20 protein-coding genes are annotated in these 20649 nt (G+C 57.5%); all 20 read left to right on the top strand.

Annotated features, from left to right (window positions below):
• The first annotated feature begins 26 nt into the window (after nucleotides 1-26).
• Nucleotides 27-1076, top strand: a complete 1050-nt coding sequence (locus I9188_RS17990) for an ABC transporter ATP-binding protein (RefSeq protein WP_209507353.1) — start codon at nucleotides 27-29, stop codon at nucleotides 1074-1076.
• Between the two features lie 82 nt (nucleotides 1077-1158).
• Complete coding sequence (locus tag I9188_RS17985; RefSeq protein WP_209507352.1) at nucleotides 1159-2385, top strand: extracellular solute-binding protein; 1227 nt, start codon at nucleotides 1159-1161, stop codon at nucleotides 2383-2385.
• A 65-nt stretch (nucleotides 2386-2450) separates the two neighbouring features.
• On the top strand, nucleotides 2451-3479 hold the full coding sequence (locus I9188_RS17980) for a sugar ABC transporter permease (RefSeq protein WP_209507351.1): 1029 nt from the start codon (nucleotides 2451-2453) through the stop codon (nucleotides 3477-3479).
• A gap of 1 nt (nucleotide 3480) precedes the next feature.
• On the top strand, nucleotides 3481-4362 hold the full coding sequence (locus tag I9188_RS17975) for a carbohydrate ABC transporter permease (RefSeq protein ID WP_209507350.1): 882 nt from the start codon (nucleotides 3481-3483) through the stop codon (nucleotides 4360-4362).
• 179 nt (nucleotides 4363-4541) lie between these two features.
• Complete coding sequence (locus tag I9188_RS17970; protein ID WP_209507349.1) at nucleotides 4542-5570, top strand: ester cyclase; 1029 nt, start codon at nucleotides 4542-4544, stop codon at nucleotides 5568-5570.
• A 132-nt stretch (nucleotides 5571-5702) separates the two neighbouring features.
• Entirely contained in the window at nucleotides 5703-6233 is a 531-nt protein-coding gene (locus I9188_RS17965) for an ester cyclase (RefSeq protein ID WP_209507348.1), read from the top strand.
• Between the two features lie 11 nt (nucleotides 6234-6244).
• Entirely contained in the window at nucleotides 6245-7585 is a 1341-nt protein-coding gene (gene hisD, locus I9188_RS17960; RefSeq protein ID WP_209507347.1) for a histidinol dehydrogenase, read from the top strand.
• Between the two features lie 83 nt (nucleotides 7586-7668).
• Nucleotides 7669-8718: an ester cyclase gene (locus I9188_RS17955; RefSeq protein ID WP_245220660.1), complete on the top strand. Its 1050-nt coding sequence runs from the start codon at nucleotides 7669-7671 to the stop codon at nucleotides 8716-8718.
• Between the two features lies 1 nt (nucleotide 8719).
• On the top strand, nucleotides 8720-9487 hold the full coding sequence (locus I9188_RS17950; protein WP_209507345.1) for an SDR family oxidoreductase: 768 nt from the start codon (nucleotides 8720-8722) through the stop codon (nucleotides 9485-9487).
• Nucleotides 9487-10506 carry a LacI family DNA-binding transcriptional regulator gene (locus I9188_RS17945; RefSeq protein WP_209507344.1) on the top strand — a complete coding sequence of 340 codons (1020 nt, stop codon included), beginning with the start codon at nucleotides 9487-9489 and terminating at the stop codon, nucleotides 10504-10506. Before I9188_RS17950 ends, I9188_RS17945 begins: the two co-directional genes overlap by 1 nt.
• Nucleotides 10503-11477, top strand: coding sequence for an ester cyclase (locus I9188_RS17940; protein ID WP_209507343.1), 975 nt, complete (start codon nucleotides 10503-10505; stop codon nucleotides 11475-11477). The genes I9188_RS17945 and I9188_RS17940 overlap by 4 nt, the downstream gene beginning before the upstream one ends.
• Before the next feature lie 151 nt (nucleotides 11478-11628).
• Complete coding sequence (locus I9188_RS17935; protein ID WP_209507342.1) at nucleotides 11629-12591, top strand: cupin; 963 nt, start codon at nucleotides 11629-11631, stop codon at nucleotides 12589-12591.
• A gap of 102 nt (nucleotides 12592-12693) precedes the next feature.
• Nucleotides 12694-13818, top strand: a complete 1125-nt coding sequence (locus I9188_RS17930) for a cobalamin-independent methionine synthase II family protein (RefSeq protein ID WP_209507341.1) — start codon at nucleotides 12694-12696, stop codon at nucleotides 13816-13818.
• The gene (locus tag I9188_RS17925) at nucleotides 13815-14510 is read left to right on the top strand and encodes an alpha/beta fold hydrolase (RefSeq protein ID WP_209507340.1); all 696 of its coding nucleotides are present in this window, start codon (nucleotides 13815-13817) and stop codon (nucleotides 14508-14510) included. The genes I9188_RS17930 and I9188_RS17925 overlap by 4 nt, the downstream gene beginning before the upstream one ends.
• The gene (locus I9188_RS17920) at nucleotides 14507-15202 is read left to right on the top strand and encodes an RraA family protein (RefSeq protein WP_209507339.1); all 696 of its coding nucleotides are present in this window, start codon (nucleotides 14507-14509) and stop codon (nucleotides 15200-15202) included. Before I9188_RS17925 ends, I9188_RS17920 begins: the two co-directional genes overlap by 4 nt.
• Nucleotides 15203-15473: 271 nt before the next feature.
• Complete coding sequence (locus tag I9188_RS17915) at nucleotides 15474-16124, top strand: XRE family transcriptional regulator (RefSeq protein WP_209507338.1); 651 nt, start codon at nucleotides 15474-15476, stop codon at nucleotides 16122-16124.
• Nucleotides 16125-16291: 167 nt separating this feature from the next.
• Complete coding sequence (locus I9188_RS17910; protein ID WP_209507337.1) at nucleotides 16292-17188, top strand: glutamine amidotransferase family protein; 897 nt, start codon at nucleotides 16292-16294, stop codon at nucleotides 17186-17188.
• 1 nt (nucleotide 17189) lies between these two features.
• Complete coding sequence (locus I9188_RS17905) at nucleotides 17190-17873, top strand: GXGXG domain-containing protein (protein WP_209507336.1); 684 nt, start codon at nucleotides 17190-17192, stop codon at nucleotides 17871-17873.
• 11 nt (nucleotides 17874-17884) lie between these two features.
• A complete protein-coding gene (locus I9188_RS17900; RefSeq protein ID WP_209507335.1) occupies nucleotides 17885-19222 on the top strand; it encodes an FMN-binding glutamate synthase family protein in 1338 nt (445 codons plus the stop codon).
• A gap of 79 nt (nucleotides 19223-19301) precedes the next feature.
• Nucleotides 19302-20630, top strand: coding sequence for a type III glutamate--ammonia ligase (gene glnT, locus I9188_RS17895; RefSeq protein WP_209507334.1), 1329 nt, complete (start codon nucleotides 19302-19304; stop codon nucleotides 20628-20630).
• Nucleotides 20631-20649: the final 19 nt, after the last annotated feature.

Raw genomic sequence — 20649 nt, 5'->3', positions numbered from 1 at the left:
ACGATGCGTGCAGCAGGGAGGACAGAATGGCCGAAATTCAACTTCGCAATGTTGGAAAGCGTTGGGGATCGTTTGTTGGAGTTGACAATTTTGACCTGACAATAGCCGACAAGGAATTTCTGGTGCTTCTTGGGCCGTCAGGTTGCGGAAAGACCACGACAATGCGCATGATTGCTGGTCTCGAGGACGCGTCTGAGGGGGATATCCTGATCGATGGCGCGCGAGTAAATGACATGGAGCCCAAAGACCGCGATGTCGCGATGGTGTTCCAGTCATACGCGCTCTATCCGAATATGAATGTATATGAGAACATTCGCTTCCCGCTGAAAGTTCGCGGTATTGACCCTGCTACCCATGACGAAAAAGTGCGGCGCGCTTCGGCGATGGTCGAGCTGGATGACTTCCTGCACCGCAAACCGGCGGAACTGTCTGGCGGTCAGCGTCAGAGGGTTGCCCTGGCTCGTGCCATTGTGCGCGAGCCGAACGTGTTCCTGATGGACGAGCCACTATCCAACCTTGACGCAAAACTGCGCGTTTCCACCCGCGCGCAGATCAAGAACCTGAGCCACGAATTGGCGGTCACCACGATCTATGTGACCCACGACCAGATCGAGGCAATGACCTTGGCTGATCGGGTGGTGATCATGAAACAAGGTGTGGTTCAGCAGGTTGGCTCCCCAACCGATATTTACGATGAACCTGCAAATACATTTGTGGCCAGCTTCATCGGCAACCCGGCAATGAACCTTGTCGATGGCGAGGTTCAGGGTGGCGTGTTCCGCGCCCAAAGCACAGAGGTGCACGGGTTGAACGCGCCGGACGGTCCTATCACGCTGGGGTTTCGCGCCGAGGACGCAAATGTTGTGGAATGTGGCGGCGAGATCAACGCGCCGATCTATACGCAAGAGCTGTTGGGCGACAGCACCATGGTTTCGGTTCGGATCGGTGGTGCGCTGGTCTCGGTCAAGGCCGACAAAACCTATCGGGCCGAAATCGACGATCAGGTCTCGATTCATATCCATACTGATCACTGCCATCTGTTTGATGCGAAAACCGGGGCTCGCCTGGAAGGCTGAGAACCGCAAACAACACCCGTTGGGACGGGGTAATCTGGGTGCAGACTTCGAAGATGCACCATCCATCTAGGGAGGAATATTGATGTTTCTGAAGAAAATTGCATTGGCCGGCTCGGTAGCCGCCTTTGCCGCAAGCGCGGGATATGCCTGCGAAATCGGCGCACGTGTCAACATAGTCGGCAATGAATTTGCGGCCATCCAGGCCGTCGCAGCCGGAGCGAAGGAATGCACCGGGGCGTCGGTAGAATCCAACCTGACATCCGAGCACCAGACCATCAACGTGGCTGGCCTGTCGGGCAATCCGTCGGAATACACGACCGCAATCATCGCCAATAGTTCGGTTGTGGCACTGATGAACGAAGACGTTATTCGTCCGCTCAATGATCTGGTGGAAAAGTATGGTCAGGACCTGCAGCCTGGGCAGCTGATCAAGATTGGCGACAACATCATGGCTATCGCCTTCATGGCGAACGCGCAGCATCTGATGTACCGCAAGGACATCCTTGAGCAAGCCGGTGTGGAAGTCCCGACTACCTATGAGGAAATGCTCGAGGTGGCCGAGGCCATTCGTGCGCAGGGTATTATGCAAAACCCGGTTGGTGGAGCCTATGCATCGGGTTGGAACCTGGCGCAGGAATTCAACAATATGTTCCTTGGTTATGGCGGCAGCCATTTTAAACCCGGTACGGCCGAACCCAACGTGAATTCTGAGGCCGGTGTCAACGCCCTGAATATGATGAAGGCTTTGTCGGAATACATGAATCCCGACTTCCTGACTCATGACTCCAACGCCACCAATGCCGAATACCGTGCTGGCAACGTTGCAATCATGAATATGTGGGGTTCGCGCGCATCGCAGCAAACCACCACCGAAGGTGTGTTGCAGGAGGTAATAGACGGCCATGCGATTGGCGCGCCGCTGACAGTTGGTGGCGGAGATATCCCTGCAACGACCCTGTGGTGGGACGGTTGGACTGTCGGAAAGAACATCTCAGATGAAGAGGCCGAGGCCACATTCATTGCAATGAAACATGGCATCCGTCCTGACATGCTGAACGATGAAACCACGCCGTTGGCGGTCTGGCTGATTGAAGGCTACCAGCCGGGAAAAGATGCCGAGGGCGTGTTTGCTGCGGCCAAAATGGGCACGCCACCGTATCCGATGTTGCCGTACATGGGGCTCATGCACAGCGCACTTGGCAACGAACTTGCTGATTTCATGCAGGGCAAGGAAAGCGCGGAACAAGCGTTGGCTGATGTAGAAGCCGCCTATCGTGCCGCCGCCATCGAGCAAGGCTATCTGCAATAAGAAGCCTATTGCGCGGGTGCCTTTGATAACCGCCCGCGCAATCCCACTGACACGAGGATTGCAACATGCGCCATAAGACATTCCTTTGGTTCTTCCTGCCCACAGGACTCGCGATGCTGCTGTTCATTGCAATGCCAATTGTCTCGGTGGTGACTCAATCGATCTTCGCGCCCCACCCGGCCGTTCTGTTAGAGGTCGAAAACTGTACCCCGCTTATCGGATGCACAACTGAGACCACTGTTGATCAAGAGGCCACCGCGGCGCTTCGCGCCGAGAAACCTCTGGGCCGGTTTGTGGGACTGGACATTTACTTTAACCGAGGCCATCTGGCGATACAGGAAATTGGTCAAATCTGGGCCGCGAATGAAACATGGGGCGGCTTCTTCACCGAGCTTGGTAATCTGCCCTTCTACCGGGCGATGGCATTCACGCTGACCTTCGTTGCTGTCGTGACACCGCTCACAATTGTATTGGGGCTGGTGATTGCGCTGGCGGTAAACTCCCTGCACAGGCAACTCAAAGGTCTGATGATCTTTTTCTCTCTTCTGCCCATGATCGTGACCCCGCTGATCGGCTCGCTCATCCTGTTTTGGATGATTGACAGTCGCGGGGTGATCGGCAACGCCCTCGTATATCTTGCTGGAGATCCGGATTTCAGCCTGAAAGCATCAACAGGGCTGATGTGGGTAGCGCTGATGGTCTATGGTGTTTGGCACGCTGCGCCTTTTGCCTTTGTCGTGTTCTATGCTGGCCTGCAAACCTTGCCCCAAGACCAGATTGAGGCCGCCCAGATAGACGGGGCGACGCGCTGGCAGCAGGTCAAATTCGTGGTTGTTCCCCATCTCATGCCCCTGGTCACATTTGTTGCACTGATCCAGTTGATGGACAATTTCAAGGTGTTTGAACCTATCATCGGCTTCAGTGCACAAGCGCATGCGCAATCACTCAGCACCTTCATCTTCTACGATCTCGGTGGCGAGACTCGGCAACTGTCTTCCGCTGCTGCTACCTCGGTGATGACGATTTTCGGGGTCGCAATTCTTCTGTCGCCTGTGCTTGTCCGCACCTGGCGCGATTTCAAAGGAGCAAGATAATATGGCCAGCCGCGCGCAAAGAATGCCTACAAGCCTTCGGATCGCCTCATCCCTGTTTGTGCTCCTATGGTTTATCCTGGCCGCCTTTCCGTTCCTCTGGACGGTTTGGGGGTCGTTCAAGGTCGAGCTGGATTTCTTCTCGATCGCTGACTGGACCAACGCCCTGACCGGTGCCCGAACCGAAGCGGTTTATGGCTCGCCGTTCACCACCACCGGATATGAGGGCGCATGGATTCAGGAAGAGTTCTGGCGCAATGTTCTGAACACCGGGATCGTCTGTTTCTTTGTTGTTACCATCTCACTGACTATCGGGACGTTAGGGGGCTATGCCCTTTCGCGGTCTACTTACAACTACACATTCTGGCTTTTGATCACGGCGTTGATTTTCCGTGCAATGCCGCCAATCACTCTGGTCTCAGGTTATCTGTTACCCTTCTTTGAATGGAATGTTTGGGGAATTCTTCCAACCACCATTATCGTGCTCGTGGCGATCAACCAGCCTTTCACTCTTTGGATGCTGCATTCCTTCTTCAAGAACATCCCGAGCGAGTTGGATGAAAGTGCCAAGGTCGACGGATGCAACCAGTTTCAGGCTTTCCGACGTGTGATCATTCCGGTGATGTGGCCAGGCGTCATCACGACCGGGCTGTTCTCCTTCCTTCTGGCCTATAACGACTTTGCCGTGGGGGCGATGCTGCTGTCTGAAAGCAACCGTACTATGGTGCCTGCCATTGCCGCGTTTCTCGGTACAACGCAAACCGAGGGCAACGTGATGTTCGCTGTTGCAGCCGTGGTTTCTGCCACTGTTCCACTGTTCATCCTGGTGATGTTCTTCCAGCGCCAGATCGTCGGCGGCCTGACTGCAGGGGCGGTGAAAGGCTGACACGAATGGGCCCCACGCATCCTCAGTCCGTATCTGCCCATGCGCATGCAGCCAGCCTGAACTTGGCTGCGCGCCGGGCGCGGCGGCCAGGGCGAATTCCCTTTGCCTTGATGCGCGCGGGGCCTCGTGCCCGCACAGCATCAACGCAAATTGGAATCCGTTTGAAAAAGGACAGCGGCATGAACGCACGCTCAAACCGCCCCGCCATGGGCATCGCTACCGAAACCACGTTTGAAAACAAACAGCTTTATCGTCAGTTTCTCGAAAGCTTTGACAAGGGCCTCGGCGAGACCATGGAGACGGCCGCCAGCGAGATCTTCGCCGCAACGGCCACTACCGAAGCGAGCCATCCGATCAATGCAGCCCCTGATGGCAACGGCTACATCAGCTCTGTCATCTTACCGATTTCAGAGGCATTCGAGGGGCTCACCCGTCAGAACTATGTGGTCACAGGTGGCGAATACCTGGGAAGCGAGTGGGTCACCTCGACCGGGTATTTCCACGGTCATTTCAAGCGACCGCTTTGTGGTATTCCACCCAGCGGCAAACTGGCATTTCTGCGATTTGGTGAATTCCACCGAATGGAAGATGGCAAGATCGTCGAATCCTATGTCTTCCTCGGCTTTGCCGAGTTGATCATCGCGCTTGGCCTCTGGCCGCTGGAACTGCAGGGCTATGAAGGTGTCGTGCCAGGTCCGGCAACGCATGACGGCATCGTCATTGGGCCTTCAGACCCAGCGCAGTCACGCTCCACAGCAGATCTGGTCGAGGACATGCTAAAACAGCTAACGACTGAGGACCAAAGCTGGCGGCCTTATTGGGATGACCGAATGGTGTGGTACGGTCCCGGCGGGCTGGGATCCTATGCCACGGTCGATGCCTTCGCCGAATTCCAATCCCCCTTCGAGGACACGTTCGAAGGCTGGGGCGACGGCAAGGACGCAGGCGTCACCGGCGTCGGTTCGAATTGCAAGGTCGGGGATGGCGACTATGCATTCCTGTGCGGCTGGCCGCAGATCACCGGCGTCCACGTCAAACCCTTCCTGGGCCTGGAGCCAACGGGAAAGCGCGTTTTTATGCGTGACTGCGACTGGTGGCGCTGCGCAGACGGCAAGATCATCGAGAACTGGTGCATGCTCGATATTCCACATCTGCTGTTGCAACTGGGTTACGACCTTTTTGCCCAAATTTCTGAACAGACCCAATGAGCTGTTCCGCCAGACATAACGCCATTGCGCGCCACCCGGCGCTCAACCGGATGCCAAGGGATTTTCTGACGGCCGACCAACCGTCCCCGTCCAGACAGAAAACCCCTTGGTATCCATAAAAGGAAAAGACACATGAAGGGCTCCCGCCCCGAACAGGCCGTGCTGACACGTGACACGGACATGAGAAAAACCGACGAGACCCGCGCCGTGATCGAGGGGATGGTCGATGGTTTGAACGATCACCGCATCGACGATATCGGCGAATTCTTCGCAGAAGGGTTTCGCTGGATCGGCAACCGGGGCTGCGGCACCAAAACTGGGCTCAAGGAGTTTCAGGAAAACTGGCAACGCCCGTTTCAGGCGGCGTTCTCGGACAAGACCTGCATTGATGAGGCCCGGCTTTATATGGGCGAATGGGCTGCGGCCTTTGGCCGCCAGGAGGCAACCCACTCGGGCGAGTTTCTGGGCATCGCGCCCACCGGCAAGCGGGTCGAGATCCGATACATGGATTTCTGGAAAGTCGTCGATGGCAAGATCGTTGACAACTGGGTGAACGTCGATTTCGCCCACGTCGCCGCGCAGCTTGGCGTTGATCTGTTCAACGGCGAAGGCTGGGAAGCATTTGACCGGGGAGAAAAAACTCCACCCCGGCCCGAAAACTGAGGATAGAGACAATGGCTATTGAATACCTGAAACGCGGCAAACCTGAAGCTGATCGGGCGGAAGATGATGCCAAAACCCGAGCTGTTGTCGAAGCAACGCTGGCTGATATCGAAACCCGCGGCGATACCGCAGTGCGCGAGCTGTCTGAGAAGTTCGACAATTACTCGCCGGAAAGCTTCCGCCTGAGCCAGGATCAGATCGACGAGTTGATCAACTCGCTGACTGAACGCGAACTGGCCGATATCAAATTCGCGCAGAAGCAGGTGACGAACTTTGCGCAGGCACAACGCGACTCGATGCTGGATATCGAGGTTGAAACTCTGCCAGGAGTGATCCTTGGTCACAAGAACATCCCTGTTCAGTCAGTGGGATGCTATGTCCCCGGTGGCAAATTCCCGATGGTGGCTTCGGCGCATATGTCAGTGGCAACTGCCAAGGTCGCCGGTGTTCCGCGCATCATAGCTTGTACCCCACCCTTCCAGGGCAAACCCAATGCGGCCGTGATCGCGGCCATGTATTTGGGTGGCGCACATGAAATCTATGTCATGGGTGGTATCCAGGCCATCGGTGCCATGGCGATAGGGACTGAGACCATTGATCCGGTTCACATGCTGGTTGGCCCCGGCAACGCCTTTGTGGCCGAAGCCAAGCGCCAACTGTTTGGCCGGGTGGGCATCGACCTGTTCGCGGGACCGACCGAGACGATGGTCATCGCCGATGAAACTGCTGCGGACGCCGAGCTTTGTGCGACCGATCTGCTGGGTCAGGCGGAACATGGCTATAACAGCCCCTGCGTACTGGTCACCAACTCACGCAAATTGGCTGAAGACACACTGAGCGAGATCGACCGTATCCTCGGGATCCTACCCACCGCCGGCACTGCCAAGGTCAGTTGGGAGGAGTACGGCGAGGTCATCGTCTGCGACACCTATGACGAGATGCTTCAAGTGGCCGATGACATCGCGTCCGAGCACGTTCAGGTCATGACAGATCGCGACGACTGGTTCCTGGAAAACATGACTTGTTACGGTGCGCTGTTCCTTGGTCCACGCACCAACGTGGCCAACGGCGACAAGGTGATCGGAACCAATCATACACTGCCGACCAAAAAGGCCGGGCGCTATACCGGCGGGCTCTGGGTCGGCAAATTCATGAAAACCCATAGCTATCAGAAAGTCGTCACTGATGAGGCAGCGGCGATGATCGGCGAATACGGCTCACGTCTGTGTATGCTGGAAGGCTTTGTCGGCCATGCCGAACAATGCAACATCCGTGTCCGGCGTTATGGGGGCATCAACGTGCCCTATGGTGAAGGCGCACCATATCGCGAGACGGCCGATGCGACTTCGTAAGCGTGACGAATCTTGCACAGGGATTCGACCGGGGCCCTACAGAATTTTTTGGATAAGAAGTTAAAATAATGCGAGATTTCGCAATGGATACTCACTCTACCCACAAGGCCCTGATCGCGCCCCTGCGCGAGGCCATGTATAAATTCGACGAAGCTGAGGTACGAGCGGCGCTGGAGGCGGTGATCGCGCCCGATGCCGCCCTCCACATGTTGTATCCATTCGGAGATCTGACCTGCCCGCAGGAACTCTATGACATCTGTTATGCGCCACTTCTGAAATCCATGCCCGATCTTGAGCGTCGCGACTGGATCGTCATGGGTGGTCGGACAGAACAGGGCAACGATTGGGTTGGCTGCGGCGGCCACTACTTCGGCACCTTCGTCGCCCCCTGGCTGGACATCCCGCCGACCGGGCATCTGACCCACATGCGGTTCCACGAATTCTACCGCTTCGAAAATGGCAAGGTTGTCGAGATCCAGACACTCTGGGACGTTCCCGAAGTCATGATGCAGGCGAATGCCTGGCCAATGGCCCCGTCTCTGGGGCTGGAGTTCTGCATTCCCGGCCCGGCGACTCTGGATGGCGTTGTGTCCGGACCGTGGGATGAGGTGAAGTCTCTGGCCTCGTGCAATCATATCGTCGACATGCTGAAACATCTTGAGAAACACCCCAGCCAGGGTGGGCCCGAAGTGATGGAGATGGAGCGGTTCTGGCATCCGCGCATGAACTGGTACGGCCCCGCAGGGATCGGGACAGCGCGCGGTATCGCGGGATTCCGCAACTGGCACCAGATTCCCTTCCTCAACGGAATGCCCGATCGTGGTCTGTATGCCGACGAGATCACCTTTCACTTTTTTGGTGATGGGGACTACGCCGCTGTGACCGGCTGGCCGAACATGATCCAGACCGTCACCCATGACGGCTGGATGGGGATTGCGCCTTCGGGCAAACGGATCACTTTGAAGTCACTTGATTTCTGGCGTCTGGAAGGTGGGCTGATCCGCGAGAATTGGGTGTTGGTCGATTTGCTGGATGTGTATCGGCAATTGGGCGTAGATGTTTTTGCCCGACTGCGTGAGTTCAATAAGGCACGTGTACCGGGCACCATCCCATTCCCGGTCGGCGAGGTCTGATATGCCGCATTTTCCCAGCACCCCCAGTTTCGACCTGAGCGGCAAGCGAGCTTTGGTCGCCGGAGCCTCGTCGGGCATAGGCATGGCCTGCGCTGTGGCGCTGGCGGAACATGGTGCTGAGGTCACTTTGGCGGCGCGCCGTGCTGGTGCGCTTCAGGATATTGTAAAAGATATGTCGGCGCAGGGATGGTCTGCCAGAGTTCTGGAACTGGATGTTTCGGACGTGGCGGCAACCGCTGAAGCCGTGGCGCAAAATGGGCCGTTCGATATTCTGCTGAACTCAGCCGGGCTTGCCCGACACAGCAAGGCCGTGGAAACACAGCCGGAAGATTTCGATGCGGTGATAGGCGTCAATGTCAAAGGTGCTTATTTCCTGACCCAGGCTGTTGCCAAAGGCCTTCTCGACGCTGGCCGCCCCGGTTCGCTGATCAATATCTCTAGCCAGATGGGCCATGTTGGTGGTCGCGAACGCGCGGTTTATTGTGCGTCGAAATTCGCGGTCGAAGGCTTCACCAAGGCGATGGCGCTTGAGTTCGGACCGTCAAAGATCCGGGTTAACACGATTTGCCCCACCTTCATTCTGACGGATCTGACAAAATCGACTTTCGACGACCCGGACAAGCGGGCCTGGATTCTGGACAAGATTAAACTGGGTCGCCCCGGAGAGGTTGAAGACATCATGGGGGCGGTGGTTTATCTGGCCTCGGATGCATCGTCGCTGGTGACGGGCACGGCATTGATGGTTGACGGAGGTTGGACGGCAGACTGATGGCGACACAAAAAGTTACATCACTGGAAGTTGCCCGTCTCGCCGGGGTCAGCCAATCTGCGGTCAGCCGTGTGTTCACCCCCGGCGCGTCTGCGTCAAAAAAAACTGTTGAGAAGGTGCGCAAAGCGGCCAAGGAACTGGGATATCGCCCGAACGTACTGGCCCGCGCTGTAGTGTCCGGGAAAAGCCGGATCATTGGGCTTGTCGTGGCCTATCTGAACAACCAGTTCTATCCCGAGGCGCTGGAGAAGCTGACAAACACGTTACAGGAACGTGGATACCACGTGCTGATATTCATGGCCTCGCATGAATCTGGAAACATCGACAATGTGGTCGAGGAAATACTCGACTTTCAGGTCGAAGGGATCATCGCCGCTTCGGTGGCTTTGTCCTCAGATTTGTCAGACCGCTGCCGAACGGCCGGTATACCGATGGTATTGTTCAATCGGGCACAAGACGACACGGCGATGTCGTCAGTTACATCTGACAACGTTGCCGGTGGTCGAAAAGCCGCCGAGTTCCTGTTGGCAGCTGGGCACCAAAAGATCGGATATATCGCCGGGTGGGAAGGAGCTTCGACCCAGCGTGACCGCGAAACAGGGTTTGTTGCGACCTTGCAGAAAGCCGGGGTTACGCTGCACGCCCGCGAAGTAGGAAACTTTTCGACGAAAGAAGCCCGGCAAGCCACGCTGCGGATGTTCGAAGCCGATCCGCCTGATGCGGTGTTTGTCGCCAACGATCACATGGCCGTTTCCGTGATGGACACGCTGCGGTTCGAATTGGGGCTGAATGTTCCGGGCGACGTTTCGGTCATCGGGTATGACGATGTCACTGTCGCCTCATGGCCAGCCTACAACCTGACCACCATCCGACAGCCCGCCAATCGCATGGTCACCGAAACTGTCGATATTCTGCTCGGCAAGATCGAGGACCCCGATGCCGGCCCGCGTCGGGTCGAGATTGACGGACCGCTAATTGTACGCGGCTCCGCCCGCATACCTGAAGGATGGAAGACATGAAGGGATTTGATCCCAAGTTCAAAGATTTCCCCGACTACATAATCGGGATTACCAAGGAAATCTGGGAAGATCGTGGCATTGCCACACTGCACGACTATTATGCCACGGACATCGTCGTACGTTCACCTGGGTCGGTGGTTGTCGGAAACCAGAATGTCATTGCTGCCACTATGGCAACTCTGGCAGAATTCCCTGATCGAACGCTGTTGGGTGAGGATGTAATCTGGTCGGGAACGCCGGAAGAGGGCATGCTGTCGTCGCATCGCCTTTTGTCCACAGCGACCCATCTGGGTGACGGTGTGTATGGCAAGGCGACCGGCAAGAAGCTTGTCTACCGCATTCTGGCCGACTGCCACGCCATCAACAACCAGATCAACGATGAGTGGCTCATCCGCGACCAGAGCGCGATCGTGCAGCAGATGGGTTGGGACCCCAAGGAATACGCCCGCGATCTGATCGCGCGCGAAGGTGGGCCAGAAGCCTGCGTGCAACCTTTCACGCTCGCGAACGATCAGCCCGGCCCATATAAAGGCCGTGGCAATGACAATGAATGGGGCCAAAAATACGCGGATATCCTGACCCGGATCATGAATGCCGATATGAGGGTGATCGAGGCTGAATACGACCGGGCTGTTCTGTCAGAATATCCCGGCGGCAAGACCGGCCACAGTTGGGGGCCGGTTGATCGGTTCTGGATGGGCCTGCGTGCGGCGTTCCCACGTGCCGAATTCAAGGTCCACCACCAGATCGGCCGTGACGACCCGATGATGCCGCCGCGCGCCGCGATCCGCTGGTCTTTGCATGGCACGCATGACGGCTGGGGCGTGTTCGGCGTGCCCACAGGGGCCGAGGTCTTTGTGCTGGGCATCAGCCAGGCCGAGTTCGGTCCATGGGGACTGCGCAAGGAATACACCTTGTTTGACGAAACCTCGATCTGGAAACAGATTCTGCTGAAAACCGGCGATCTCTAGAATGTCGCACCGTATCTCAAATCTGGATGCCGGGCAGGCGTTGCGGCGGTTCCACGCCCATCGCGCCAGCCTGCGTGCCCGACGACTGAACAATCGTCCGCCGGGTGGTTTGGTTTGATCCGATCAAACCCAAATCAAAAGGAGAAAAGATATGAGTACCATCGAAAGCCGCATCGTCCGTTATGGCGAACTGAAGCCTTGTAAAACCGCGTTCATCGACGCGCACACGCCGGGCTCGGACCAGAAGGAGAACTTTACAATCATTGGCGGTGGGGTCAGCGAAAGCCCGGATCAACACGTCCACATCACCGACAAGATCGGGTTCAACATCGGCGCAGCGGGGCAACCGCCGAAATGCCGCAACTCGCTGCACAGCCACACCACCGCCGAGGTGTTCTTTGTTGCTAAAGGTCGATGGCGGTTCTTCTGGGGTCGTTATGGCACGGCAGGTGAGTTCATCGCTGAAGAAGGCGACATCTTCAACATCCCGACCGGGATCTTCCGCGGCTTCGAGAATGTCGGCCAGGACTATGGCATGATCATGTCGATGCTGGGTGGCGACGATGCCGGTGGCGGCGTGACCTGGGCTCCGCAAGTCATTCAGGATGCGCAGGCCCATGGCCTGATGTTGGGCAATAACGGCGTCTTGTACGATAGCAAAAAGGGCGAGGAACTGCCACACAATGTGCAGCCGATGCCGCTACTGACCGAGGAAGAACTGAAAGCCTTCCCCGAGGTTCCCGTTGATGCAGTGATCGGCAAATACGTCGCTCGCTACTGGGACCTGATGGCGCTGGCAGCGGACAAACCTGCGGTTGTGATCGGTGAAAATGGCCTGATCAAAGACAAGCCCGGTTTCGAGGTTGATTTTATGACGCGCGGTTCGGCCGTGGCTGAACAGGCTAAGGCGGACAAACCCGTTGTTCTGATGCCGGCGAGCGGCCATTGGCGCATCAAGATCAATGAGGTCGAGGTTACCCTGTCCAACGGCGATACCGCTCTGGTTCTGCCCGGTGAAAGCTACAGCGCTGAACCGTCTATGACCGGGCAAGCGGGTCTGTACCGGATCACCGCAACCGACGACCCTGCTGGGGCCACTTGGACAGGAGCATAACGCCGATATTACACGTCTCGGCTTCAATCGGGGCGCGCGCAGCACATCCATCGCCGGCTTTCCGGCCCGGCGATGGACCTAGATTTGAATGGAGATTCTAACATGACCCGCGTTTCAACCACCCATGTGGGAAGTCTGCCACGAAATCAGGAGGTCGTTGACTTCATCTTTGCTCGCGAGCGAGAGGAACCGTTCGATCAGGCTGCATTTGACGCCTGCATGACAGCGGCCGTGTCCGAGACCGTGCGGAAACAAGTCAAGGCTGGGGTAGATATCGTCTCGGACGGTGAGACCTCAAAGATCTCTTACGCCACTTACGTCAAGGACCGCTATACCGGCTTTGCGGGTGACAGCCCGCGCAATGCGCCCGCAGACCTCAAGATGTTTCCCGGTTTTCTGAAACGTCTGGCAGATGATGGCGGCACGCCCCAATATGCGCGACCCATGTGCGTTGGCGAGGTGCGCTCAAAAGGGCAAGGTGAGCTGCAGAAGGACATCGACAACCTCAAGGCTGCCATGGTCGAACACGGGGTCGGGCGCGGTTTTATGAACGCAGCTAGCCCTGGGGTGATTTCTCTGTTTCTGCAGAATGACTTCTATCCGACGCGCGAGGCCTATCTGGCCGCGCTGGCCGACGCGATGAAGGAAGAATATGAAACCATCGTTGGTGCGGGTCTGGATTTGCAGCTGGATTGCCCGGATCTGGCCCTGTCGCGCCATATGCTGTTCACCGATCTGTCCGACGACGAGTTCGTGAAAATCGCCAACATGCATGTTGAGGCATTGAACCACGCATTGCAAAATGTCCCGGCTGACAAAGTGCGTGTCCATATTTGCTGGGGCAATTACGAGGGGCCACATTGCTGCGACATCGGCATGGACAAGGTGTTTTCGACGCTGATGTCGACCAAATCGCGCTTCGTGCTTTTTGAAACCTCTAACCCGCGACACGCGCATGAATGGACGGTGTTCCGTGACCGCAAGGGGGAAATTCCGGATGACAAGGTTCTTGTGCCCGGTGTGGTGGACACCACGACGAATTTTGTCGAACACCCCGAACTGATTGCTCAGCGTACCGAGCGGTTTACGAACATCGTTGGAAATGAGCGTGTAATCGCCGGATCAGATTGCGGCTTTGGCACCTTTGCCGGCTTTGGTGCAGTAGATCCGGATATCGCCTATGCCAAGTTGGGCGCGCTTGCCGAAGGGGCTGCCCTGGTCAAATGACGCCGCTTATCCTCCTGCCCGGCATGATGTGCGATGCGCGGTTGTTCACTCCGCAGATCGATGCTTTGTCAGGCAAGTACCCGATCCTGTGCGCACCAATCGGAGGCCATGAAACGATGCAGGCGCTGGCCGCCGATGTTTTGGCCTATGCGCCCGAACGCTTTGCTCTGGTGGGACTCTCGATGGGCGGTATCGTGGCGATGGAAATTCTGCGGCAGACCCCGGACCGTGTGGCTGGTCTGGCGTTGATGGACACGAACCCACTTGCTGAACTGGACGAGGTCAAAGCCAGGCGCGGCCCTCAGATCGATGCGGTCGGACGTGGCAACCTGCGCAAAGTCATGGCCGAAGAGATGAAACCGAACTACCTGGCGGACGGTCCGCGTCGCGCCGCCATTCTAGATTTGTGCATGGACATGGCCATGGATCTTGGGCCGGACGTTTTCGTCAATCAATCCAAAGCTCTGCGTGATCGCCCTGACCAGAGCAACACTCTGCGCAACTTCACCGGCGCAGCACTCATTCTCTGTGGGCGCGACGACGCCCTGTGCCCCGTCTCAAGGCATGAGTTGATGCACGATCTGATGCCACAGAGCCGATTGGAAATCATAGAAAACGCCGGCCACCTGCCGACATTGGAACAACCGCAACAAACAACGGCGGCCCTGACCCGCTGGCTGGAGATGATATGAACCAATCCCTTCTGGACCTGCTGAAAAAGGTCGACACTCCGACTGTTTGTAACGCAATCGAAGTGGCGCAGGGCAAACGCGGATTCAATGAATTCACCCGGGGCACGATGTTATGCTCTGATCCCGATGCGGGAGCGATGGTGGGGTATGCCCGTACCGCGAAGATTGCCGCCGTGAACCCGCCGTCAGAACCGCCTGAGGAGATCCGACAACGTCGGATGGACTATTACAGGCATATGGCAACTGGGAGCGGCCCGGCTGTCACCGTGGTTGAGGATTTGGATTATCCTGATTGCATCGGCGCCTATTGGGGCGAGATCAATACGACGGTCCACAAAGGTTTTGGCATAAATGGTGCGCTGACCAACGGCGTGATGAGGGACCTCGGCGACCTGCCGGATGGATTCCCGGTGGTTGCCGGGTCTGTCGGGCCAAGCCACGGATTTGTGCACGTAAAAGAGATTGGCACACCGGTGACAGTCTTCGGCCTTGTAATCAAGGATGGCGATCTCGTGCACGCGGACCGGCATGGCGCGCTGGTGATCCCGCCTGAAGTCGTGGGCAATCTTGAACAGGCGATCATCAGGTTGCTTGAAACCGAAAAATTGGTTCTGAATCCCGCCCGCGCAGCAGGGTTCGATTTCGACGCCTTCGAAAAAGCATGGGCGGCGTTTGAAGCCTCTCGGACTTAAACTTGCGATCTGTATTCCCCGGTTCTGATGGAGTGGACATCCCCTGATCTCTCATCTTGTTGGTTTTGGAGATGGAAACCATCAGAACCAGATCAACATCCTTCAAATGCGCTGATGTCTGATGCATGTCAGCCTCCGTTTCAGGCGTTTTGAGATGCAAGTCCGGCGGATACTGTGGTGAATAAAAATTCCCTGGCAAGTCCGGCTACACAAAGCGGTCGCTCTTATGTCATGGTTGGTTCAAACACCACAAGCGATCAAGAGGACCGCGATGGCGCAGGCGGAAACCACCGATGAAAAAGCGATCCTGTCGCAGGATCCGCATAAGGTTCGGGACAGTGGTGAGAAGAATCTGGAAACCGCAATCGGACGCGAAATTAGGGCGTTGCGATTGCAGCAGGGGATCACGATAGCCGAATTATCCGCTCTGACTGGCCTGTCGATCAGCATGCTGTCCAAAATCGAGAACGGGGCGACCTCACCGTCGCTGACCACGCTGCAATCTTTAGCAGATGCGCTTAGCACGCCGATTACCTCTTTTTTTCGCCGCTATGAAGAAACCCGAAACGCAGTGCATACCAAAGCGGGTGAGGGGGCCGAAACCGAGCGAGCGGGCACACGGGCCGGGCATCAGTATAACCTTCTGGGCCATCTTGGGGCCAATGCCAGTGGTGTGGTGGTCGAGCCCTATCTGATCACTCTAACCGAGGAATCTGACCGGTTCCCGACATTCCAGCATGATGGGATTGAGATGCTTTATATGCTCGAAGGTGAGGTGGATTATCGCCACGGCGACAGCATTTATGCCCTGAAGCCCGGCGACACGCTTTTCTTTGATGCCGACGCGCCGCACGGGCCAGAAGTTCTGGTGAAGCTGCCAGCGAAATACCTGTCGATCATTTCTTATCCGCAGACCAGCTAAGTCTTGCTTATTGTTTTTCGAGCCGGGCGGCCATCGGTCCTGGCGGTTGACGGATGTGAGTGTCTCGCGCGATAGTTTCCCCACATGAATATTTATTTCTTATAGTTGCTTTTCTCGCCTTGCGCTGTTAGCGTCGGGCTCGATGAAGTTTCATAGGGCAAAAGCTGATGTGTGGAATTGTCGGCCTGTTTCTCAAGGACAAGACATTGGAGCCCGAGCTGGGCTCGATGCTGACGGATATGCTGGTCACAATGACCGACCGGGGCCCGGATAGCGCTGGGATCGCAATCTATGGGGCCGAGTCCGCCGGGGCCGCGAAGCTGACAGTGCAGTCGGACAAGCCTGAGGAGGACTTCGCCGCGCTTGCCGCTGATCTGGGGGCGGCGATCGAGGCGCAGGTTACTCTGCAGGCCAACGACACGCATGCGATTCTGGAACTGGACAGCACGAAGGTGGAACAGGCCCGCCAAGTGGTGCGCGATTTGCGTCCCGGTCTGCGCGTGATGTCAGCCGGTGCCGCGATTGAGATCTACAAAGAGGTCGGCCTGCCCAAAGACGTGGCAGATCGCTTCAACCTGTCGACCATGGGCGGCAGCCACGGGATCGGTCATACGCGCATGGCAACGGAATCCGCTGTGACCACGGAAGGCGCGCACCCGTTCAACACCGGCGCGGATCAGTGTTTGGTTCACAATGGATCGCTGTCGAACCACAATGCACTGCGCCGCAAGCTCAAGCGCGAAGGCGTGCGGGTTGAGTCGATGAACGACACCGAAGTGGGCGCGGCGTACCTGACCTGGAAGATGCAGAACGGCGCGACTCTGGGTGAGGCGCTGGAAAGCAGCTTGGAGGATCTCGACGGGTTCTTCACATTCGTGGTCGGCACCAAGGATGGGTTCGGCGTGGTGCGCGATCCCATCGCTTGCAAACCTGCGGTTATGGCCGAGACTGATCAATACGTGGCCTTTGGCAGCGAATACCGGGCGCTAGTAAACCTGCCCGGTATCGAAGACGCCCGCGTCTGGGAGCCCGAGCCCGCCACTGTCTATTTCTGGAGCCACTGAGATGCAGACCTATGATGTTGCGGAAAACGGCCTGCGGGGTTTGAATGCGGCCCTTCAGGCGCAAAGCGACGAAACGAACCAAACCAGTTGGGAAGTGCAGAATCCAAAAGGCAGCCACGCGATTGCCGTGGGTTTGGACGCACCGATTGAAGTGACCGTCAAAGGCTCGACCGGGTACTATTGCGCAGGGATGAACCAACAGGCGACCATCCGGGTTGAGGGCTCGGTCGGGCCGGGAGTGGCCGAAAACATGATGTCTGGCACCGTTGTCGTGGAAGGCGACGCCAGCCAATATGCGGGCGCGACCGGGCATGGTGGGCTTCTGGTGATCAAAGGCAATGCCAGCTCGCGCTGCGGGATTTCGATGAAAGGCATCGACATCGTTGTGCATGGCAATATCGGCCATATGTCCGCGTTCATGGCACAAGCAGGCAATTTGGTTGTGTGCGGCGATGCAGGCGATGCGCTTGGAGACTCGCTGTACGAAGCACGGCTGTTTGTGCGTGGCTCGGTCAAGAGCCTGGGCGCGGATTGCATCGAGAAAGAGATGCGGCCTGAGCATATCGAAATCCTGACCGACCTGCTGGAACGCGCGGGCTCGGACGCCAAGCCCGAAGAGTTCAAGCGCTATGGCTCGGCGCGTCAGCTCTATAACTTCGACGTCGACAACGCAGCCGCTTACTGAGGATGAAGGGTATGAAAGACACGGATCAGACCATCCCCCGCACCTTGCCGATTCAGTCGGCGACCTTTACAAATCCGATCAACGCGGAAATCCGACGGGCGGCGGCCACAGGTATCTACGACATTCGTGGTGGCGGTGCGAAACGCAAGGTGCCGCATTTCGACGATCTGCTGTTTCTGGGGGCGTCCGTCTCGCGTTATCCGCTGGAAGGGTACCGTGAACGGTGCGAAACCTCGGTGACGCTCGGTACACGTTTTGCCAAAAAGCCGATTGAGCTGGATATCCCTATCACGATCGCGGGTATGAGCTTTGGTGCATTGTCCGGTCCGGCAAAAGAGGCTCTGGGCCGGGGCGCTTCGATGGCTGGTACGTCAACGACCACCGGTGACGGTGGCATGACACCCGAAGAGCGCGGGCATTCTTCGAAGCTGGTCTATCAGTATTTGCCGTCGCGCTATGGCATGAACCCCAATGATCTGCGCAAGGCGGATGCGATTGAGATCGTCGTAGGGCAGGGGGCCAAACCCGGCGGCGGCGGCATGCTGCTGGGTCAGAAGATCAGCGACCGCGTGGCTGAAATGCGTACCTTGCCCAAAGGGATTGACCAGCGTTCGGCCTGTCGTCACCCGGACTGGACCGGGCCGGATGATCTGGAGATCAAGATCCTCGAACTGCGTGAGATCACCGGCTGGCAGGTGCCGATCTATGTGAAGGTCGGCGCGACGCGGCCCTATTATGACACTGCGCTGGCGGTGAAAGCCGGGGCCGATGTCGTGGTGATGGACGGGATGCAGGGCGGCACCGCTGCCACGCAGGACGTGTTCATCGAACATGTCGGCATTCCGACGCTGGCCTGTATCCGCCCTGCTGTTCAGGCGTTGCAGGACCTGGGTGTGCACCGCGAGGTGCAACTGGTGATCTCGGGCGGTATCCGCACCGGGGCCGATGTGGCCAAGGCGATGGCATTGGGCGCGGACGCGGTGGCCATCGGTACGGCTGCACTGATCGCTTTGGGCGACAATGACCCGAAATGGGAGGCCGAGTATCAGAAGCTGGGCACCACAACCGGGGCCTATGACGATTGGCACGAAGGGAAGGACCCTGCGGGCATCACCACGCAGAATCCGGAACTGGCTGCGCGTCTGGATCCGGTCGAGGCCGGTCGTCGCCTGCGCAACTATCTGAAGGTGATGACCTTGGAGGCGCAGACCATCGCACGCGCCTGCGGTCACAATCACCTGCACAATCTGGAGCCCGAGGACCTCTGCGCCTTGACGATGGAGGCGGCTGCGATGGCCAAAGTGCCGTTGGCGGGCACCGATTGGTATCCGGGCAAAGCCGTGTTCTGAACTGCAAACAATACGAAGGCGCGGCCCAAAAAGGGCGGCGCCTTTATTCTTTGAACCAACTGGGAAAGGGAAGGTGACCATGACAACAGATCTGGCAGCTTTCGCCAAGGAAAAAGGCGTCAAGTATTTCATGATTTCGTTCACCGATCTGTTCGGTGGGCAGCGGGCCAAATTGGTTCCTGCGCAAGCGATTGCCGACATGCAAGAGGAAGGGGCGGGTTTCGCGGGCTTCGCCACCTATCTCGACATGACCCCGGCGCATCCCGACATGCTGGCTGTGCCTGACCCGTCTTCGGTCATCCAACTGCCGTGGAAACCCGAGGTCGCCTGGGTTGCGGGCAATTGCGTTATGGAAGGCAAGGACGTCGCCCAGGCCCCGCGCAATGTTCTGCGACGCCTGATTGGCGAGGCTGCCGAGATGGGGATGCATGTCAAAACCGGTATCGAGGCTGAATTCTTCCTGCTGACCCCCGATGGCGAGCAGATCAGTGATCCATTCGATACGGCTGAGAAGCCCTGTTATGACCAGCAGGCGGTGATGCGCCGCTATGATGTGGTGCGTGAGATCTGCGATTACATGCTTGATTTCGGCTGGGGCCCGTACCAGAACGACCACGAGGACGCCAACGGCCAGTTCGAGATGAACTGGGAGTTTGATGATGTTCTGAAGACCGCCGACAAACACTCCTTCTTCAAGTTCATGACCAAATCGGTGGCCGAGAAGCACGGCTTCCGCGCTACTTTTATGCCTAAGCCGGTCGAAGGTCTGACGGGCAATGGCTGCCATGCCCATATCTCGGTTTGGGATGCGCCCGGTGCGGATGCCGCAACCAATGTGTTTGCCGGTAAAGGTGACGGTCCAACGGGCGAGGTTGGCCTGAGCGAGAAGGGTAAGCATTTCCTCGGCGGGATCATGAAGCACGCCAGTGCGCTGGCGGCGATCACCAACCCGACCGTGAACTCCTACAAACGCATCAATGCACCGCGCACGATGTCAGGTGCGACGTGGGCTCCGAATACCGTAACATGGACGGGCAACAACCGCACACATATGGTCCGCGTCCCTGGACCGGGGCGGTTCGAACTGCGTCTGGCCGATGGTGCGACAAACCCCTACCTGCTGCAGGCCGTGATCATCGCGGCGGGCCTGTCGGGTATCCGCTCAAAGGCGGATCCGGGCCGGCGCTATGACATCGACATGTACGCCGAGGGCCACACGGTCAAAGACGCGCCCAAGCTGCCGTTGAACATGCTGGATGCGCTGCGCGAATACGACAAAGATGCCGGGCTAAAAGCGGCTCTGGGCGAGGAATTCTCGGCCGCTTACCTGAAGATGAAGTATCAGGAGTGGAATTCGTTTGTCAGCCATTTCTCGCGATGGGAAAAAGAGCATACGCTGGATATCTAAACACGTTGTCAAGATTGCG

The organism is Ruegeria sp. HKCCSA071 (genome assembly GCF_017872555.1).
In the GTDB taxonomy this organism is placed as follows: Bacteria; Pseudomonadota; Alphaproteobacteria; order Rhodobacterales; family Rhodobacteraceae; genus Ruegeria.
Note: the sequence above shows the minus strand (reverse complement) of the source record. Positions and strands in the feature narration are given on the sequence as shown.

Coding starts and splice junctions, on each gene's coding strand:
- I9188_RS17990 (WP_209507353.1), top strand. CDS start 27: ATGGCCGAAATTCAACTTCGCAATGTTGGAAAGCGTTGGGGATCGTTT.
- I9188_RS17985 (WP_209507352.1), top strand. CDS start 1,159: ATGTTTCTGAAGAAAATTGCATTGGCCGGCTCGGTAGCCGCCTTTGCC.
- I9188_RS17980 (WP_209507351.1), top strand. CDS start 2,451: ATGCGCCATAAGACATTCCTTTGGTTCTTCCTGCCCACAGGACTCGCG.
- I9188_RS17975 (WP_209507350.1), top strand. CDS start 3,481: ATGGCCAGCCGCGCGCAAAGAATGCCTACAAGCCTTCGGATCGCCTCA.
- I9188_RS17970 (WP_209507349.1), top strand. CDS start 4,542: ATGAACGCACGCTCAAACCGCCCCGCCATGGGCATCGCTACCGAAACC.
- I9188_RS17965 (WP_209507348.1), top strand. CDS start 5,703: ATGAAGGGCTCCCGCCCCGAACAGGCCGTGCTGACACGTGACACGGAC.
- hisD (WP_209507347.1), top strand. CDS start 6,245: ATGGCTATTGAATACCTGAAACGCGGCAAACCTGAAGCTGATCGGGCG.
- I9188_RS17955 (WP_245220660.1), top strand. CDS start 7,669: ATGGATACTCACTCTACCCACAAGGCCCTGATCGCGCCCCTGCGCGAG.
- I9188_RS17950 (WP_209507345.1), top strand. CDS start 8,720: ATGCCGCATTTTCCCAGCACCCCCAGTTTCGACCTGAGCGGCAAGCGA.
- I9188_RS17945 (WP_209507344.1), top strand. CDS start 9,487: ATGGCGACACAAAAAGTTACATCACTGGAAGTTGCCCGTCTCGCCGGG.
- I9188_RS17940 (WP_209507343.1), top strand. CDS start 10,503: ATGAAGGGATTTGATCCCAAGTTCAAAGATTTCCCCGACTACATAATC.
- I9188_RS17935 (WP_209507342.1), top strand. CDS start 11,629: ATGAGTACCATCGAAAGCCGCATCGTCCGTTATGGCGAACTGAAGCCT.
- I9188_RS17930 (WP_209507341.1), top strand. CDS start 12,694: ATGACCCGCGTTTCAACCACCCATGTGGGAAGTCTGCCACGAAATCAG.
- I9188_RS17925 (WP_209507340.1), top strand. CDS start 13,815: ATGACGCCGCTTATCCTCCTGCCCGGCATGATGTGCGATGCGCGGTTG.
- I9188_RS17920 (WP_209507339.1), top strand. CDS start 14,507: ATGAACCAATCCCTTCTGGACCTGCTGAAAAAGGTCGACACTCCGACT.
- I9188_RS17915 (WP_209507338.1), top strand. CDS start 15,474: ATGGCGCAGGCGGAAACCACCGATGAAAAAGCGATCCTGTCGCAGGAT.
- I9188_RS17910 (WP_209507337.1), top strand. CDS start 16,292: ATGTGTGGAATTGTCGGCCTGTTTCTCAAGGACAAGACATTGGAGCCC.
- I9188_RS17905 (WP_209507336.1), top strand. CDS start 17,190: ATGCAGACCTATGATGTTGCGGAAAACGGCCTGCGGGGTTTGAATGCG.
- I9188_RS17900 (WP_209507335.1), top strand. CDS start 17,885: ATGAAAGACACGGATCAGACCATCCCCCGCACCTTGCCGATTCAGTCG.
- glnT (WP_209507334.1), top strand. CDS start 19,302: ATGACAACAGATCTGGCAGCTTTCGCCAAGGAAAAAGGCGTCAAGTAT.